The sequence below is a fragment of the Deltaproteobacteria bacterium genome, from assembly GCA_009692615.1.
In the GTDB taxonomy this organism is placed as follows: Bacteria; Desulfobacterota; Binatia; order UBA9968; family UBA9968; genus DP-20.
Genome location: SHYW01000025.1, coordinates 39761 through 53645, shown reverse-complemented (window position 1 = coordinate 53645; position 13885 = coordinate 39761). Strand labels below are relative to the sequence as shown.

Sequence of the window (13885 nt, the reverse complement as noted above, 5' to 3'; positions counted from 1 at the left end):
CGACGCACACACTTGGCCTATATCGAACCAACTCCAACAAGGTGGGGTTCCGCTATGGCCAGGTTTCTAACTTACGACCTCAACCCAACGCACTACCCTGACATAATCGCGTTGCTGTTAACATGACATATTGACGTTGCCACGACAGGCAGCCTCCAGTGTGTTGACTATCGGGGTAAGTTTCGGATAGAAGATTGTCATTATGCCATGGGTTAAACGTTCATCGACAACTAATCGCTTCTATTGGATTGTCGCCGCGGTAGCATCGGTCATCGTCGGTGTCTCCGCCGGTTATTCCTGGTGGGGCGATACCGCTTCAGTGGTAACCATCGTCGAACAGGAGCTGGCGAACTCGCAAGCCCAGGTGCGCATGTTGGAGAAGCGTATAAAAGCGCTTGAGACCAAGGTCGGCATCGACGGCGAGACCGCTGCCGTAGCTGAACACTCGGTCAAAGCCTACTAAGCGTACCGTACGTATATTCAGCAAAATTTTTTCGCCTACCGAGAGCACCCTTAACTTGACGGGGTGACCATGTTGAAGTTTTCCACCGATCTCATTTTCATCGCGCTGATCGCGACTTTGTGGCTTGGTGCTGGCGACGCCCAAGAACTCAAGAAAATAAAGATCGGCTACCCGGCCATCTCTTACAATCAGATTCATATTTGGATCGCCAAAGACGCCGGCATTTACCGCAAACACGGCCTCGATGCCGAAGTGATTTTTTTTCGCGGCGGCCAGATAGCAACGCAAGCGTTGGTCGCCGGCGATCCGCCCATCGTCAACATTGGTACCGTGGTACAAGCCGGCTTGCAGGGCCACGACATCGTGCTGATCGCGTCGTCGGAGTCGGCGTATAATTATTCGGTAGTCGCGCGGCCGGGCATCAGCCGCGTCGAACAGCTCAAGGGCAAAAAGCTTGGCGTCAGCGGTTTCGGCTCGGCGTCGCATAACGCTTCGCTAATTCTACTTAAAAAGTTCAACCTCGAACCAAGCAAAGATGTCGCGCTGGTCGTCGCCGGACCGACCATGGAGCGATTGAGCGCGGTGGAATCGGGCCGCATCGAAGCGACCATCCTCACGCCGTCGGAGTTGCCGCGGGCGCGCCGCCAGGGTTTGGTCGAAGTTTACGACATGCTCGAACTCAACGTCGAAGTGCAGGGCAATGGTTTTGCCACTTCGCGAGGATTTATTCGCAGTCAACGCGAGATTGCCCTAAGCGCGCTCAAGTCATACGTCGAAGCGATTTATTTCATCGGCCGCAACCGCGACGAGGCGAAACGCATCGCCGGCAAGTACATGCGCACCAACGAACAAGATGTTTTGGACGCCACCGTCGATTGGTTCGTCAAACGAGTCGCCAAACGGCCCTATCCAACGTTGAAAGGCATTCAATATCTGCTCGACGAAGTAGCGCCCAAGGTGGCTCAAGCGAAAAGCGCCAAGCCGGAGCAGTTTGTCGACTTGTCGCTGCTTCAACAGTTGGACAAAGAGGGTTTCTTTGGCGAGATGGCCAAGCGCTATCCATAAAATTTCTCCTGCGATCAACCCTAGTCAAACACGGAGGTACGCTCATGAACCTAAAAATCGGCGACCGTTTTCCCGACATCGAATTGCCTGATCAAGACGGCCAAGTGGTGAAACTGTCCGAGTTGGTCGGCAAGTTTCCATTCATTCTAACTTTCTATCGTGGCTACTGGTGAGCCAAATGCCAGGTGCAGTTGCGCCATTACGTCGAACTACAAAAAGAATTAGCGGTAAACTATTGCAAACTCGCTGTCTGCTGCGTCGATTCGCCGGATATCAACGATGCCTTCCGCACCGGACTCGGCGCGCAGTTTCCGTTCTTGAGCGATCAGGAGCGCAAGGTCGTCAAGCTGCTCGACATGACCGAGACTTCCAAGAGCATGGGCGTGACCGCCATGCCGCATACTTTTTCCCTCATGCCGGATCTGACGATTCACAACCTCTACAACGGCTATTGGTACTTAGGCCGGCCTACTTTGGATGAGCTGCGCGCTGATTTGCGCGCGATGTTGCGCAAAGTTCGACCGGACTACGAAGGGCCGGTGGGCTAGTGGTTGCCTGCTGTTGACCTGTGGGTTGAAAGCGTGGCGGCGAATCGGTAGTATTTTCTCATGATTACTCCCGAAGAGATTAAACAGACGCTATCCCAGGCGCTGCCCCTTGAAGTGATTGAAACCCAGGATTTGACCGGCGGTGGCGATCACTGGCAGGTGATCATCGTTTCGCCCGCCTTCGAAGGCAAAGGTCTGTTGGAACAGCACCGCATGATCAACGAAGTCTTGAAAGTGCCGCTGGCCGATCAACGCATTCATGCGCTGTCTTTGAAGACTTATAGTCCGGCGCAGTGGCAGAAGCTCGGTGCTTAACATTTCGGATACAATTTTCAAAAAAGGAGACAGAACTATGGCCGAAGATGTCATGACGAAGATCGACGACAAGGTAAAGAACAACAAGGTGATGGTCTACATGAAGGGCACGCCGGATTTTCCCCAGTGCGGCTTTTCCGCCCACACCGTGGAAATTCTCAAGTCCTACGGTTTTCCCTTCGCCAGCGACGATGTGCTCGCCGACTCGGCGGTGCGGGATGGGATTAAGCGCTATGCCAACTGGCCGACGATTCCGCAAATCTATATCGACGGCAAGTTCGTCGGCGGCTGCGACATCGTGCACGAGCTGCACGAGCGCGGCGAGCTCGAGCCGATGCTCAAGGCTGCCTTCGCAAAGTAAGAATAAAGAAAAGGGCCCCGGTTCTAAAAGATTCGGGGCCTTTTTGCGTCTAATTGCTAGAAGGAGGGTTTATCTGTGAAGACTAACACTATCGCCGCGATATTTTTGACCCTCGTTATGGCAAGCTCGTGCGCCCTGGTAGGCCAGGGTAATTTCGATCAAGGTTTGAGCCTGTTCAACCAAGGCCGTTTCGCCGCGGCGATTCCATACCTGGAGGATGCCACGCGCGAGAATCCGAATGCCGCCCAGGCCTATCTCTATCTCGGCCGGGCCTATTTGAGCCAGAGCAACTGGCGCGCGGCGATTCAGCCGCTGCGTACAGCCTTTCGCTTGGCGCCGTCTGAGGCCCAGGGGGAGATCGTCAATCTGATTATCGATGCCGGTTTTGCCTCGGCGCTCAACGAATTTCGCCTGGGTGATTTGCTCAACTCGCCGAGCCGAAGCAAAGATATTCTCTAACTCAGCTTTCCAAGTTCGCTATCCCAACTAACATTCCGAAGGAGATTCGACGACTAAATTGTTGTTAACGGCATTTTTGTTTTTCCTTGCCGCGCATCCTGCGTTTGCGCAGTTTGACAAAGTATTGAAGGGTCTCGGCGGTAATCTTCCTAGCCTCGGCGGCAGCAGCGCGCTCAGCGACGCTAAGATCGGCTCGGGGCTTCAGGAAGCGCTCAAAGTCGGCACCGAAAATGCGGTGGGTCAAACCGGCGCGGCGGACGGCTTCTTGATGAACAAAGCGATCAAAATCTTGATGCCCAAGAGCCTGCAGAATATCGAGAAGCCGCTGCGTTTGGTCGGCTACGGCCCGAAGATCGATGAGTTCGTCGTCGGCATGAACCGCGCCGCGGAAAAATCGGTGCCGTTCGCCAAGAAAATTTTCTGGAACGCCATCGCCCAGATGAGTTTTGACGATGTCAAGAAAGTTTTAAGCGGCGGCGACAGCGCGGCGACCGAATTTTTCAAATCGAAGACCACCAAGCAGTTGCAGGAAGCCTTCTTGCCGTCGGTCACCGACGTGATGAATCAAGTCGGCGTCAACCAGCAGTACAATGCGCTGGTAGGCAAGTGCAAAGACGTGCCGTTTTCCAAGAACATCACCTTCGACGCCAACAAGTACGTGACCGAAAAAGCCACCGACGGTATTTTCTTTGTCGTCGCTCAAGAAGAGAAGAAGATCAGAACCAATCCGGCGGCGCGGGTGACGGACTTGCTCAAGGAAGTGTTCGGCAACGTGAAGAAGTAAGCTTTTAAATTAGACAAGAGCTATAACGGCGAGCAGAGTGGTCTGCTCGCCGTTTTTTTTGTCGCGGTGAAATCTTGGCGCCTAACTCAGAAGAAGTTTAACCACGAAAAACACGAAAGGGGGGATTCCGAATTTCGTGAGTTTCGTGTTTTTCGTGGTTAATTCTTCGTCTCGGATCAATTGGCGAGCGACGCCATCAATCTGCCGTAGCCGCTGACTTCCTGCTTCACCTTCGCCATCTTGAGCGCGTGCCAGATGTAAGCCTGCGAGCTGGTGATCACCGGTTTGCCGATTTCATGTTCAAGTAAATCTACGTCGGTGATGGTTGGCCAGCGCGGGCAGGGGACGAATATGCCGTCAGCTTCGGGCGCCGACTCGTAGAGGCGCTTGGCGATTTTATAGGCGGCGTGTTCGTCCATGTCGGTGATGTCGGCGTTTTTGCGCACGCCGTAGCCTTGGATCTTTAGAACTTTAAAACCGGAGGCTTCGAGGAAGGCTTTCATGCGGTCGTTGAGCGTGTCCTCGTGCGGTGTGGCGACGACGAGCTTGTGAATGCCCAGCGATTTGAGCGCGGCGATTTCACCGGTGATGCCGGGTGCGACCGGTACGCCGAATTTGTCACTGAGCCGTTTGCCCATCTCGATGTCGCTGCCGTAGCCCAACTTGGTAAACAGCGGCGAGCCGCCGATGATCACCGAGTCGCACTTGTTGTCGACCAGATCCGCCGCTGCTACTTCGATACTCTGCAGCTGCCGTTCGAGATCGGCATCGACCAACTGCCTGATCGTACCGGTACTGTTGAGCATCATGAAGCCGGCCGGCAGCATCTGATAAAATTCATAAACCAACGTGTCGCCGCGCGACGGCGCGACGTGACCGATTCTTACACGCCATCCGTACATTTTTCTTCCTCCTATAGTTAGTTGCTTGTGAACGAACTCCGATCCGCGTTCGAGCGCTGACTTCGGACCACTGACTTCTGGCTTCTGTTTTCTACCAATTCAACCACGCGCCATTCACATGAATGGTTTGCCCGGTGACATAATTATTTTCATCCTGAACCAGGAAGAGCGCGGCGCTGGCGATATTTTCCGGTTTGCCGGTGTGGCCGACGGGGATTTGCGCTTCGGCGGCGGCCCAGGCTTCGTTGCTGTAGTGGCCGCGCACCTTGGGGGTTTCGATGCGCCCAGGAGCGATGGCGTTGATGTTGAGACCGTCTTTCGCATGTTCGAGCGCCAGGGATTTGGTAAACACCGCGACGCCGGCCTTGGCCGTCGCGTAGCTGGCGCGGCTGGCGTTGCCGGTGAAGCCGTAGATCGACGAGATGCTGACGATCTTGCCGTAACGCGCTTTGATCATGGTCGGCAACACGGCTTGGGAGCAGAGAAACACCGATTTCAAATTCATCTCGATGACGCGATCCCATTCCTCTGCGCTGGTGTCAACGACGTTCTTGCGCTCCGCGCCGCCGGCGACGTTGACCAGGATATCGATCTTGCCCCAGCGATCGAACGCCGCTTTGACCATGTCGTTGACGGAATTTTTTTTGGTCACGTCGCTAACGATTGGAATTGCGTCGCCGCCGCCGCCGGCGATTTCTTTGGCGCGCGTTTTGGCGGCGTCGCCGTCGATGTCGGCGACGGCGATCTTGGCGCCTTCCTTGGCGAAACGTTGCACGATGGCGCCGCCGATACCGCCACCGCCGCCGGTGACGATGGCTACTTTGTTATCGATCGTTCCCATAAGATGTCCTCCATCATTCGAGCTGATGATTTAAGAATATTTCACCACAGAGTTCACGGAGATCACAGAGTTCGGAGCAAGATATGCGAATAGGTCGTCTAAGTCCTGGATGCGTTGCACTTTCGGGTGCTCGAATCTTTGGTTGTAGGGCCGGTGCGGCATCATGACCACGGCTTCGGTTTGGGTCGCCACGTCTTCGCAGTTTTCATGGCGGTCGTCGACGAAAAGTTCGACTTCTAGTTGGCGTACCAATTGAGATTTTACTTCTTGGGTGAAGTGCACCACCGGATTTTCTATCCCATGGCCGCGCAGCCAGTCGCAGGTGATCTGGTTGATATCGTAGGTGTCGCGCACCCAGCGGTGGGTGATGAAGACCACGTCGTTGTCGCGGCCGACCCGATTGAGCGCTTGCCATTGGTCCGGCGACGGCAGCGGCGCGAGCACGCGCCAGAACTCGGCATCGTAGGAGGCATCGACCATGCAGTCGTAAATCAGTTCCTTGGTTAAAAACGGATGGTGTTGAAAGTTGGGGTCGGTGATTGATGCCGGGTCGATGGCCGGGCCGCCGACGCGCTGTTCGAGCTTCTGTAAAAATGGTGTGACAAAATCCGCCAGCACGCCGTCGATATCAAGAGCGATCTTCATCGAGGCCACAATCTAGGCAATATGATGCGAGGCGTCAACCGCGGGAGAAAAATCCGGGTCCGAGTTCCAGACCCTTCACGCCCGCGAGCTTCCTTGACATGCTTCCACGGTGCTGATTATCGTGGCGGCAGTTCATCTGTCACCGAATACAAGAAGGATGCTTCATGGATTTCAATCTGCCCGAAGAATTGCAAATTCTCAAAAACACCGTGCGGCGCTTTGTCGACAAAGAACTGATTCCGCTCGAGCGCGAGTATCGGCCCGAAGGCGAAGAAATGCCGGAACATTTACTTCGTCCGTTGCAGGAAAAAGTTCGCGCGCTCGGTCTGTGGATGCTCGACGTGCCGCAGGAATACGGCGGCGCCGGTTTGGATTTGCTCAGCCGCTGCGTGATTCAGGAGGAAGTCTCGCGCACGGCGGCGCTGCCGTTTCGCGCCAATCCGTTGTTCGGTCCCGACGTGCGGCCGATTCTTTTCTACGCTAACGACGAACAGAAGCAGCGCTTTCTCCATCCGGTCATCGCCGGCAAGCTTTCGGTTTGCTTCGCCCAAACCGAACCCGACGCCGGCAGCGATCCCGCGGGCATGCGCACCAACGCGGTGCGCGACGGCGACCACTACATTCTCAACGGTACCAAGCGTTTTATCAGCGGCGCCGGCCGGGCCGACTACGCGCAGGTGATCGCCGTCACAGATCAGGAAAAGCGCGCCCGCGGCGGCATCAGCTGTCTGATGGTCGACATGAAAAGTCCCGGCGTGGTCTTGGAAAAACAATGGCACACGATGATGGGCGACGCCCCCTGGCAAATCTTTTTCGACAACGTGCGCGTGCCGGTGGCCAATCGCATCGGCCAGGAAGGCGAGGGCTTTTCGCTGGGACAAAAGTGGATCACCTCGGGCCGCATCAAGGGCCACGGCGCGCGTAGCGTCGGCATCGCCCAACGCGCCCTCGACATGATGATCGAGTATTCCAAGGTGCGGGTGACGTTCGGCCAACCGTTGGCGAACCGCCAGGCGATTCAGTTCATGATCGCCGACTCGGCGATGGAATTGCACGCGGCGCGCTCGATGGTGTACGAATGCGCCTGGCGCGCCGACCGCGGCGAAGAGGTGCGCAATTTGTCCTACATGGTCAAGATCGTCGCCACTGAAGCGGCGAGCAAGATCGTCGACCGCTCCATGCAAGTGCACGGCGGCTTGGGTCTCATGAAAGAGTTGCCGCTCGAATGGTGGTACCGCCAGCTGCGCAGTATTCGCATCACCGAAGGAACGCCGGAAGTGCTGCGCTGGCGCATGGCGCAGCATTTGATCCGCAGCCATAAGTAGTAATGGGATGATTGACCGCAAAGTACGCAGAGAACGCAAAGGGGAAATCGGAATGTCTCTCGCAAAGGCGCCAAGGCGCAAAGGTAGAAATTGTTGTCATTTCGACCGAAGGGAGAAATCTGTATTAGATCCCTCGAATCCTCTCGGGATGACGGGCTCTTGCCCGTCACTTTGCGTCTTTGCGCCTTTGCGGGATAAAACTCCGAATCCGAAATCGATTCGCGCAACAAATCAACGTGCGTAACAGAAGGAGAACAAAATGATATCGCAGATCCGCATTTACACGATCAACAAGGGCGAGCTGGATAATTTTCTCAAGCACTTCAAAGACGACATCATCCCGCTTCATCAAAAGATCGGCGTGCCCATCGTCGGCACCTGGGTGAATCGGCCGCAAAATGAATTCATCTGGGTGCGCAGCTACAAAGACAAGGCCGAGATGGAGGCGAAGGGCAAAGAGTTTCAAGCGGCGGTGGCCGCTGCCGGCGTCAAACTCGGCGGCAACGTCGCCAAGATGGAAGTGCGCGAGGTCGAAGCGGCTTTTGCTTAGAAGGTGAACGCGCATCGCTTTATTGCCAACGCCAGTCGAAGAACGAGCGGGTAAGCCCCGTCGTCACCGAGGAGTATTCATCATGGGAAGGATTTTAGTATTCTTGTACGGCCTGGTGAGCTATCTGATTTTTCTCCTTACTTTTCTTTATGCCATCGGCTTCGTCGGCAATTTTGCGGTGCCGAAGTCGAGTGACTCTGGCGCCGACTCGCCTTTGGCCGCGGCAATCGTGATTAACCTCGTCTTACTTGGCCTGTTCGCTGTGCAGCACAACATCATGGCGCGGCCGTGGTTCAAGAAATGGTGGACTCGGGTCATTCCTCATTCCATCGAGCGCAGCACGTTCGTGCTGTTTGCCAGTTTGTTGCTCGATCTTTTGTATTGGCAGTGGCGCACGATGCCCGGTGTGATCTGGAACGTCGAAGGCGACGTGGGGCGAAATCTTCTTCTCGCGTCGTTTTGGATCGGCTGGTTCATCGTCCTTCACTCGACGTTCATGATTAACCACTTCGATCTGTTCGGCTTGCGCCAGGTCTTTATAAATCTTCTCGGCCAGGTGTATCGCCCCCTCGAGTTCAAAAAGTCTGGGTTGTACCATTTGGTGCGTCATCCGCTGATGCTCGGCTTTATCATAGCGTTTTGGGCAACTCCGACGATGACCACGGGCCACTTGCTGTTTGCGGTTGTCACCACGGTCTGGATCCTGATCTCGATTCAATTCGAAGAGCACGACCTGATCGCCGCGCATGGGGAAGATTACCAGAGGTATCTGAATGAGACATCCATGTTGTTGCCGATTCCGAAGAAAAAATGACGGCCGATGTCGCAACCGGTTGTCGCTAGAGTTTGCCGATGACAGCCTCGGCGAACATTTCAAGCACGGACTCCTTCGATTGGCCGAAGGGGATGATCGTCAGTTCGCCGATATCGAACGACAATAGATTTTCTACTTGCCGTCTGACTTCCTCGGGCGTGCCGGCGAGGGCGAAGCGTTCGACCCATTCATCGCGCACCAAGTGCGCATGTTCCGGGCCCATGTGGTGGTAGGTGTCGTAGTGCTGCCAGAGACTTTCCACCGCCTTTAGATCTTCTTCATCGGTAAGTTTACCCATGCGGTGCAATCGGCCGAGATGAGTCATCGCGGTGCGGGCGATTTTTCCTTTGACTTCGTTGCGCGCTTCGCGTGAATTGTTCGCGATGCAGCAGGGCAGGCGGTAGACGACTTTTACTTCGGATGTTGGACGGCCGACTTCGGCGCAGCATTGTTTCAATGTGGCGATGGTGTCGTTCAACGTAGAGACTTCGCCGGTGTAAACGATGCCGTCGCCTAATTCGGCCGCGAGCCGCATTACTTTTGGCGCGCGAGTGCCGAGGTAGATGGGGATTCTCGCAGCGCCGGCGAACACGCAGTGAACGTTCCTGCCGTTCATTTCTACGGTCTCGCCGTTTAAGAGTTTTCTGAGTGTCCGCATGGCATCGGCCATTTCTTCGCTGGTGAGCGGTTTCATGCCGATATTTTCCGGACCGGTGGCGCCGACGCCGATGCCCAGTGCGGCGCGTCCCGGCGCAAGCTCGGCCAGCGTCGCCATGGCGCTCGCCGTCACGGTTAGATGGCGCACTTGCGGATGGGTGACGCCCGGCGCGATTTCAATCCGCTTGGTCGTCGCCGCGATGGCGCCGAGCATCGTATATAGCTCGCGCCAGATCATGTGGGAGTCGCCAAGCCAAAAACGTTCAAAGCCCAAGGCTTCAGCGCGCTGGGCTAACTGCACTCCCTCGCGCGCATTCTCGGTGGCGAACAGGCCGACGCCAAATTTTATGTTTGCCGAGTTCATGTCTTCAACTTTTCCCGCGACGACCTGAGCGCGTGGGTCGCCGCGACATCGAGGGTGAGCGTTTTAGCATCGATGATCACACCGTAATTCTGCTTTGCGCCGTCGATACTAACGTAACGGTCGAGCACGTCGCCGAGGACCCGTTCCGGGTCGCGTTCGAAGGGATCGCCGAAACCGCCGCCGGCGTTGGTCTGCACGCGCACGGTGTCGCCGGCTTTGAGATTGACTTCGCGCACGCCATCGGCGACTTGGACGCCGTTTAAGAAAACATCGCCGACCTGCGCGCTGGCGCCGCCGAAAATGCCCCAGGGCGGCATCTTGCCGCGGAAGCTGCCTTTCAAACTGCGCACCGGCACGCTGGCGTCTTCAAGCGCTAAATAATCCCGCGTGCTGCCCATGCCGCCGCGAAATTGGCCGGCGCCGCCGGAGTCGGGGGTTACACTAAATCGAGTTATGCGCAGAGGAAATTCGCTTTCGTTGATCTCGATCGGTCCGGGACGAAATTGTCCCGCGCCCAACGGCCCGTGAATTAAATTGACGCCGTCGCGCCCGTTGGTCGCGCCTTGCGCGGTGTTCAACAGTTCCATCAACACCCACGATTTTCCCGCCGGCGAGGTGCCCATTAACCGGATTGACCCGCCGCCGCCGGCGGAGGCCGCGGCGCGTTCAGGACAAAATTCACCGAGAGCTTTGACCGCCATGTCGCAAACCAAGTGGGCCAGCGGCGTGTAGTGCGATACGGCGGCGCCGGGGTTCGGACAGACGATGGTGCCGGGACGAAATTTTGTTTCGACGACCTCGACGAAGCCGTGGTTGAAGGCGAGATTGGCGTCGGTCATCGCCATCAGCGCGCAGTAACAACTGTTCTTGACCATCGGCGTGACCAGGTTGACCGCGCCTTGGGCTTGCGCTTCGGAGCCGGTGAAATCGAACAGGATGCGCGCGCCGGTTTTGGTAATTTTCAAATGGGCGCGGATCGAGCGCTTGAGATCGATATTGTCGTGATCGAGCAATCCTTCGGCTTCATGGCTGCCGTCGGGCCAGGCGCGTAAGGCGGCGCGCAATCGGCTGGCGATGCGCTCGATCAATTCATCGCTGGCGCCGCTGACGGTGTCGGCGCCGAAGCGGGCGCATAGTTCTTGTAAACGGCGCGCGCCGACTTTGCACGACGCCACTTGGCCGCGCAGGTCGCCGAGGGTTTCGGTGGGGATGCGGCTGTTGGCGCTGACGATGTTTTCGATGTCGCGATTGATTTTACCCGCGCTGTGATACTTCACCGGCGGCAGCACTAAGCCTTCTTCCCAGAGATCGCGGGCGGCGGTGAGGCCGCGGATGCCGCCGAGATCGGGTTTGTGCGCCAAGGTGCCGCTGTAGCCGACGATCTTGCCGTCGAAGAATACCGGCATTAGCGTGATCGTGTCGGAGGTGTGGGTGACGTTGCCTTCAAACGGATGATTGAATAGCAGAACATCGCCTTCGGCCAATTCTTCGGCAGGAAAATAGCGCGGCAGATGTTCCTTCACCGCCGAGAACGACGCGAAATGGAACGGCAGCTTTTTCGACACGGCGATGGTGCGCAGTTGGGCGTCCAACAAGCCGGCGCTGCCATCTTCCGATTCGCGCAGCACGGTGGAGTAGCCGCTGTGAAATAGCACCATGCGCATTTCTTCGACGATGCTGGCGATCTTGGAATTGACGATCTCCAAGACGATGGGGTCGGCGCGCACGCTCATCGGCTCACCTCGATGACGATATTGCCGAAGGGATCGACGTAAGAATTTTGGCCGGGATGAATCACTGTTGTCGAGTCTTCTTGCTCGACGATCGCCGGCCCGGCGACACGATTGCCGCAGGCGAGCTTTTCCCTGGCATAAACCGGACAATCGAGCCAAGCGTCGAAGTAGGCGCGGCGCCTGCCTCTCAACGCGTTCTTGGCGCTTTCACCTGTGAACGGCGCTGGCTTCGGCTCGGGCCGGGGCACGGGCAGTATCGCGGTCAGATGATAGTTGACGATCTCGACTTTTTGATCGCTGGCGCGAGTGCCGTACTGTTGTTCGTGGCGTTCGTCGAAGAGACGGCGCCAATTGGGCTTGTCCGTTTCATGCAACGCGCCGCAACCAACCGGCACGCTCAGTTCGTATTTCTGAATCGCGTAGCGCAGGTCCAAGGCGCGGGCGAAACGAATTTCCTCGGCGGAAATTTTTTCTCCCTGCAATTCGTCGCGCGCCGCTTGTTCGAGTTCTTCGAAGCGCGTTTGCACTTGCGCGGCCGTGACGGTGGCCAAATCGCCGATACGCGTGCGGATGTAGTCACGCTTGAAATCCGCCACCAGCAAACCCATCGCCGAAGCGACGCCGGGTGCGGGCGGCACGATGACGCGGCCGATCTGCAACTCTTCGGCAAGTTTGGCGGCGTGCACCGGACCGCAGCCGCCGAAGGCGACCAGCGCATATTCGCGCGGATCTTCGCCGCGCGCCACGGTCACCAGGCGCAGCGCTTCGACCATTTGCGAGTTGACGATCTTAACAATGCCGTCGGCGGCATTTATCAAGTCGAGAGCTAACGGCTGAGCGATCCGCGTTTCAATTGCTTGTTTTGCCGCGGCGCCGTTGAGCTTCATGCGTCCGCCCAGGAAAAAATCTGGATTGAGCCAGCCGAGAACGACATCGGCGTCGGTCACCGTCGGCGCCTTGCCGCCGTTGGGATAGCAGGCGGGCCCCGGATCGGCGCCGGCGCTTTGCGGGCCGACCTTGAGCATGGCGCTGGCATCGATCCAGGCGATGCTGCCGCCGCCGGAGCCGATCTCGACTAAGTCGAGTGAGGGCACGCCGAGCAACCATTCGCCGGCTTGAAAGCGCGACACGACGCGCGGCTCGCCGGCTTCGATCAGTCCGGCTTTGGCGGTGGTGCCGCCCATGTCGAAGGAAATTACTTTTTGGTTTCCGGTCAAGCGGCCGATGTGGGCGGCGGCGAGCACGCCGGCGGCGGGACCGGATTCGATAATCTGCACGGGAATTTTTTTCACTACGCCGGTGGTCAAACTACCGCCGGTGGATTGCATGATGTAGAGCCGGCGGCGAAAGCCGCGTTCGCTCAGTGCGCGTTCCAAGCGATCGACGTAGCGCGTCACCACCGGCGCGACGTAGGCGTTGGTGACGGTGGTGGCCAAGCGGGTATATTCACGTATCTGCGGCAGCACTTCGGACGATAAATAAACCTGCGCCGCCGGCGCGATTTCGTGGATCAACTGCCGGACTCGCTGTTCGTGCTGGTCATTGAGAAAGGAAAAAAGAAAACAGACGGCGACCGATTCCGCGTGCGCCTGCGCTAGCGCGCTCAAACGTTCGCGCGCCGCAGCTTCGTCAAGCGTGGTGACGACGCGACCTTGGGCGTCGACGCGCTCGGGGATTTCGATGGTTTTACGTTGGGGTACCAAGAGCCGCGGCTTGGGATAGCAAAGATAGTCGTAGGCGCCGGGACGGATTTGACTCAGCTCAGGAGTTTCATAAATGCCGCTGAAGCCTTCGGTGATGACCAACCAAGTGTCGCCGCCCTTTTGCTCCAAGAGGGCGTTGGTCGCCACGGTGGTGGCGTGGCTGAGCAGCCTAGCGTCTTCGGGTTTGCGTCCAGCGTGAAAATATTGATCGAGAGCTTCGATGACGCCCTGGGTGAGATCCTTGGGCGTGCTTAACACTTTCAAATTGAAAAACTCGCCGTTTTCTTCCTCGAGTACGCAAAGATCGGTGAAGGTGCCGCCGATGTCCGTGCCAATGCGATAACGCGCCATTTAAA

The 13885-nt window shown here is 57.0% G+C and carries 17 protein-coding genes; 11 read left to right on the top strand and 6 right to left on the bottom strand.

Features of this window, described 5'->3' with window-relative positions; translation table 11 throughout:
• Positions 1-202 precede the first annotated feature (202 nt).
• From EXR70_08395 to EXR70_08360, 8 genes are all read left to right on the top strand, one after another.
• Entirely contained in the window at positions 203-463 is a 261-nt protein-coding gene (locus EXR70_08395; protein MSP38494.1) for a hypothetical protein, read from the top strand.
• Positions 464-532: 69 nt separating this feature from the next.
• On the top strand, positions 533-1528 hold the full coding sequence (locus EXR70_08390) for an ABC transporter substrate-binding protein (protein ID MSP38493.1): 996 nt from the start codon (positions 533-535) through the stop codon (positions 1526-1528).
• Positions 1529-1572: 44 nt separating this feature from the next.
• Positions 1573-1701: a redoxin domain-containing protein gene (locus EXR70_08385; protein MSP38492.1), complete on the top strand. Its 129-nt coding sequence runs from the start codon at positions 1573-1575 to the stop codon at positions 1699-1701.
• A gap of 12 nt (positions 1702-1713) precedes the next feature.
• On the top strand, positions 1714-2076 hold the full coding sequence (locus tag EXR70_08380) for a redoxin domain-containing protein (GenBank protein ID MSP38491.1): 363 nt from the start codon (positions 1714-1716) through the stop codon (positions 2074-2076).
• Positions 2077-2136: 60 nt separating this feature from the next.
• The gene (locus EXR70_08375) at positions 2137-2391 is read left to right on the top strand and encodes a BolA family transcriptional regulator (GenBank protein ID MSP38490.1); all 255 of its coding nucleotides are present in this window, start codon (positions 2137-2139) and stop codon (positions 2389-2391) included.
• Positions 2392-2428: 37 nt separating this feature from the next.
• Positions 2429-2752 carry a Grx4 family monothiol glutaredoxin gene (gene grxD / locus EXR70_08370; GenBank protein ID MSP38489.1) on the top strand — a complete coding sequence of 108 codons (324 nt, stop codon included), beginning with the start codon at positions 2429-2431 and terminating at the stop codon, positions 2750-2752.
• Positions 2753-2827: 75 nt separating this feature from the next.
• Entirely contained in the window at positions 2828-3211 is a 384-nt protein-coding gene (locus EXR70_08365) for a tetratricopeptide repeat protein (protein MSP38488.1), read from the top strand.
• Between the two features lie 58 nt (positions 3212-3269).
• On the top strand, positions 3270-3995 hold the full coding sequence (locus EXR70_08360; GenBank protein ID MSP38487.1) for a DUF4197 domain-containing protein: 726 nt from the start codon (positions 3270-3272) through the stop codon (positions 3993-3995).
• 176 nt (positions 3996-4171) lie between these two features.
• Here the strand turns inward: EXR70_08360 and EXR70_08355 are convergent, their stop codons facing one another.
• From EXR70_08355 to EXR70_08345, 3 genes are all read right to left on the bottom strand, one after another.
• Positions 4172-4897, bottom strand: a complete 726-nt coding sequence (locus EXR70_08355; GenBank protein ID MSP38486.1) for a hypothetical protein — start codon at positions 4895-4897, stop codon at positions 4172-4174.
• A gap of 91 nt (positions 4898-4988) precedes the next feature.
• Positions 4989-5738, bottom strand: coding sequence for an SDR family oxidoreductase (locus tag EXR70_08350; GenBank protein MSP38485.1), 750 nt, complete (start codon positions 5736-5738; stop codon positions 4989-4991).
• A gap of 30 nt (positions 5739-5768) precedes the next feature.
• On the bottom strand, positions 5769-6383 hold the full coding sequence (locus EXR70_08345; GenBank protein MSP38484.1) for a hypothetical protein: 615 nt from the start codon (positions 6381-6383) through the stop codon (positions 5769-5771).
• A gap of 164 nt (positions 6384-6547) precedes the next feature.
• On the opposite strand from EXR70_08345, the gene EXR70_08340 reads away from it, so the two are divergent.
• The 3 genes from EXR70_08340 to EXR70_08330 all read left to right on the top strand — a co-directional run bounded on the left by EXR70_08340 (position 6548) and on the right by EXR70_08330 (position 9072).
• Complete coding sequence (locus EXR70_08340; protein MSP38483.1) at positions 6548-7708, top strand: acyl-CoA dehydrogenase; 1161 nt, start codon at positions 6548-6550, stop codon at positions 7706-7708.
• A gap of 259 nt (positions 7709-7967) precedes the next feature.
• Entirely contained in the window at positions 7968-8258 is a 291-nt protein-coding gene (locus tag EXR70_08335) for a hypothetical protein (GenBank protein MSP38482.1), read from the top strand.
• An 82-nt stretch (positions 8259-8340) separates the two neighbouring features.
• Entirely contained in the window at positions 8341-9072 is a 732-nt protein-coding gene (locus tag EXR70_08330; GenBank protein MSP38481.1) for an isoprenylcysteine carboxylmethyltransferase family protein, read from the top strand.
• A gap of 25 nt (positions 9073-9097) precedes the next feature.
• On the opposite strand, the gene EXR70_08325 is transcribed toward EXR70_08330, so the two are convergent.
• Genes EXR70_08325 through EXR70_08315 form a run of 3 tightly spaced genes read right to left on the bottom strand, consistent with a single transcriptional unit; the run spans position 9098 to position 13880 of the window.
• On the bottom strand, positions 9098-10093 hold the full coding sequence (locus EXR70_08325) for an LLM class flavin-dependent oxidoreductase (protein MSP38480.1): 996 nt from the start codon (positions 10091-10093) through the stop codon (positions 9098-9100).
• The gene (locus tag EXR70_08320; GenBank protein MSP38479.1) at positions 10090-11826 is read right to left on the bottom strand and encodes a hydantoinase B/oxoprolinase family protein; all 1737 of its coding nucleotides are present in this window, start codon (positions 11824-11826) and stop codon (positions 10090-10092) included. Before EXR70_08320 ends, EXR70_08325 begins: the two co-directional genes overlap by 4 nt.
• Positions 11823-13880, bottom strand: a complete 2058-nt coding sequence (locus tag EXR70_08315) for a hydantoinase/oxoprolinase family protein (GenBank protein ID MSP38478.1) — start codon at positions 13878-13880, stop codon at positions 11823-11825. Before EXR70_08315 ends, EXR70_08320 begins: the two co-directional genes overlap by 4 nt.
• Positions 13881-13885 lie beyond the last annotated feature (5 nt).

Excerpts from the sequence above, each read along its gene's own strand:
- EXR70_08330 (MSP38481.1), top strand. The coding sequence starts at position 8,341 with ATGGGAAGGATTTTAGTATTCTTGTACGGCCTGGTGAGCTATCTGATT.
- EXR70_08375 (MSP38490.1), top strand. The coding sequence starts at position 2,137 with ATGATTACTCCCGAAGAGATTAAACAGACGCTATCCCAGGCGCTGCCC.
- EXR70_08335 (MSP38482.1), top strand. The coding sequence starts at position 7,968 with ATGATATCGCAGATCCGCATTTACACGATCAACAAGGGCGAGCTGGAT.
- EXR70_08390 (MSP38493.1), top strand. The coding sequence starts at position 533 with ATGTTGAAGTTTTCCACCGATCTCATTTTCATCGCGCTGATCGCGACT.
- EXR70_08325 (MSP38480.1), bottom strand. The coding sequence starts at position 10,093 with ATGAACTCGGCAAACATAAAATTTGGCGTCGGCCTGTTCGCCACCGAG.
- EXR70_08315 (MSP38478.1), bottom strand. The coding sequence starts at position 13,880 with ATGGCGCGTTATCGCATTGGCACGGACATCGGCGGCACCTTCACCGAT.
- EXR70_08385 (MSP38492.1), top strand. The coding sequence starts at position 1,573 with ATGAACCTAAAAATCGGCGACCGTTTTCCCGACATCGAATTGCCTGAT.
- EXR70_08395 (MSP38494.1), top strand. The coding sequence starts at position 203 with ATGCCATGGGTTAAACGTTCATCGACAACTAATCGCTTCTATTGGATT.
- EXR70_08355 (MSP38486.1), bottom strand. The coding sequence starts at position 4,897 with ATGTACGGATGGCGTGTAAGAATCGGTCACGTCGCGCCGTCGCGCGGC.
- EXR70_08345 (MSP38484.1), bottom strand. The coding sequence starts at position 6,383 with ATGAAGATCGCTCTTGATATCGACGGCGTGCTGGCGGATTTTGTCACA.
- grxD (MSP38489.1), top strand. The coding sequence starts at position 2,429 with ATGGCCGAAGATGTCATGACGAAGATCGACGACAAGGTAAAGAACAAC.
- EXR70_08340 (MSP38483.1), top strand. The coding sequence starts at position 6,548 with ATGGATTTCAATCTGCCCGAAGAATTGCAAATTCTCAAAAACACCGTG.
- EXR70_08320 (MSP38479.1), bottom strand. The coding sequence starts at position 11,826 with ATGAGCGTGCGCGCCGACCCCATCGTCTTGGAGATCGTCAATTCCAAG.
- EXR70_08350 (MSP38485.1), bottom strand. The coding sequence starts at position 5,738 with ATGGGAACGATCGATAACAAAGTAGCCATCGTCACCGGCGGCGGTGGC.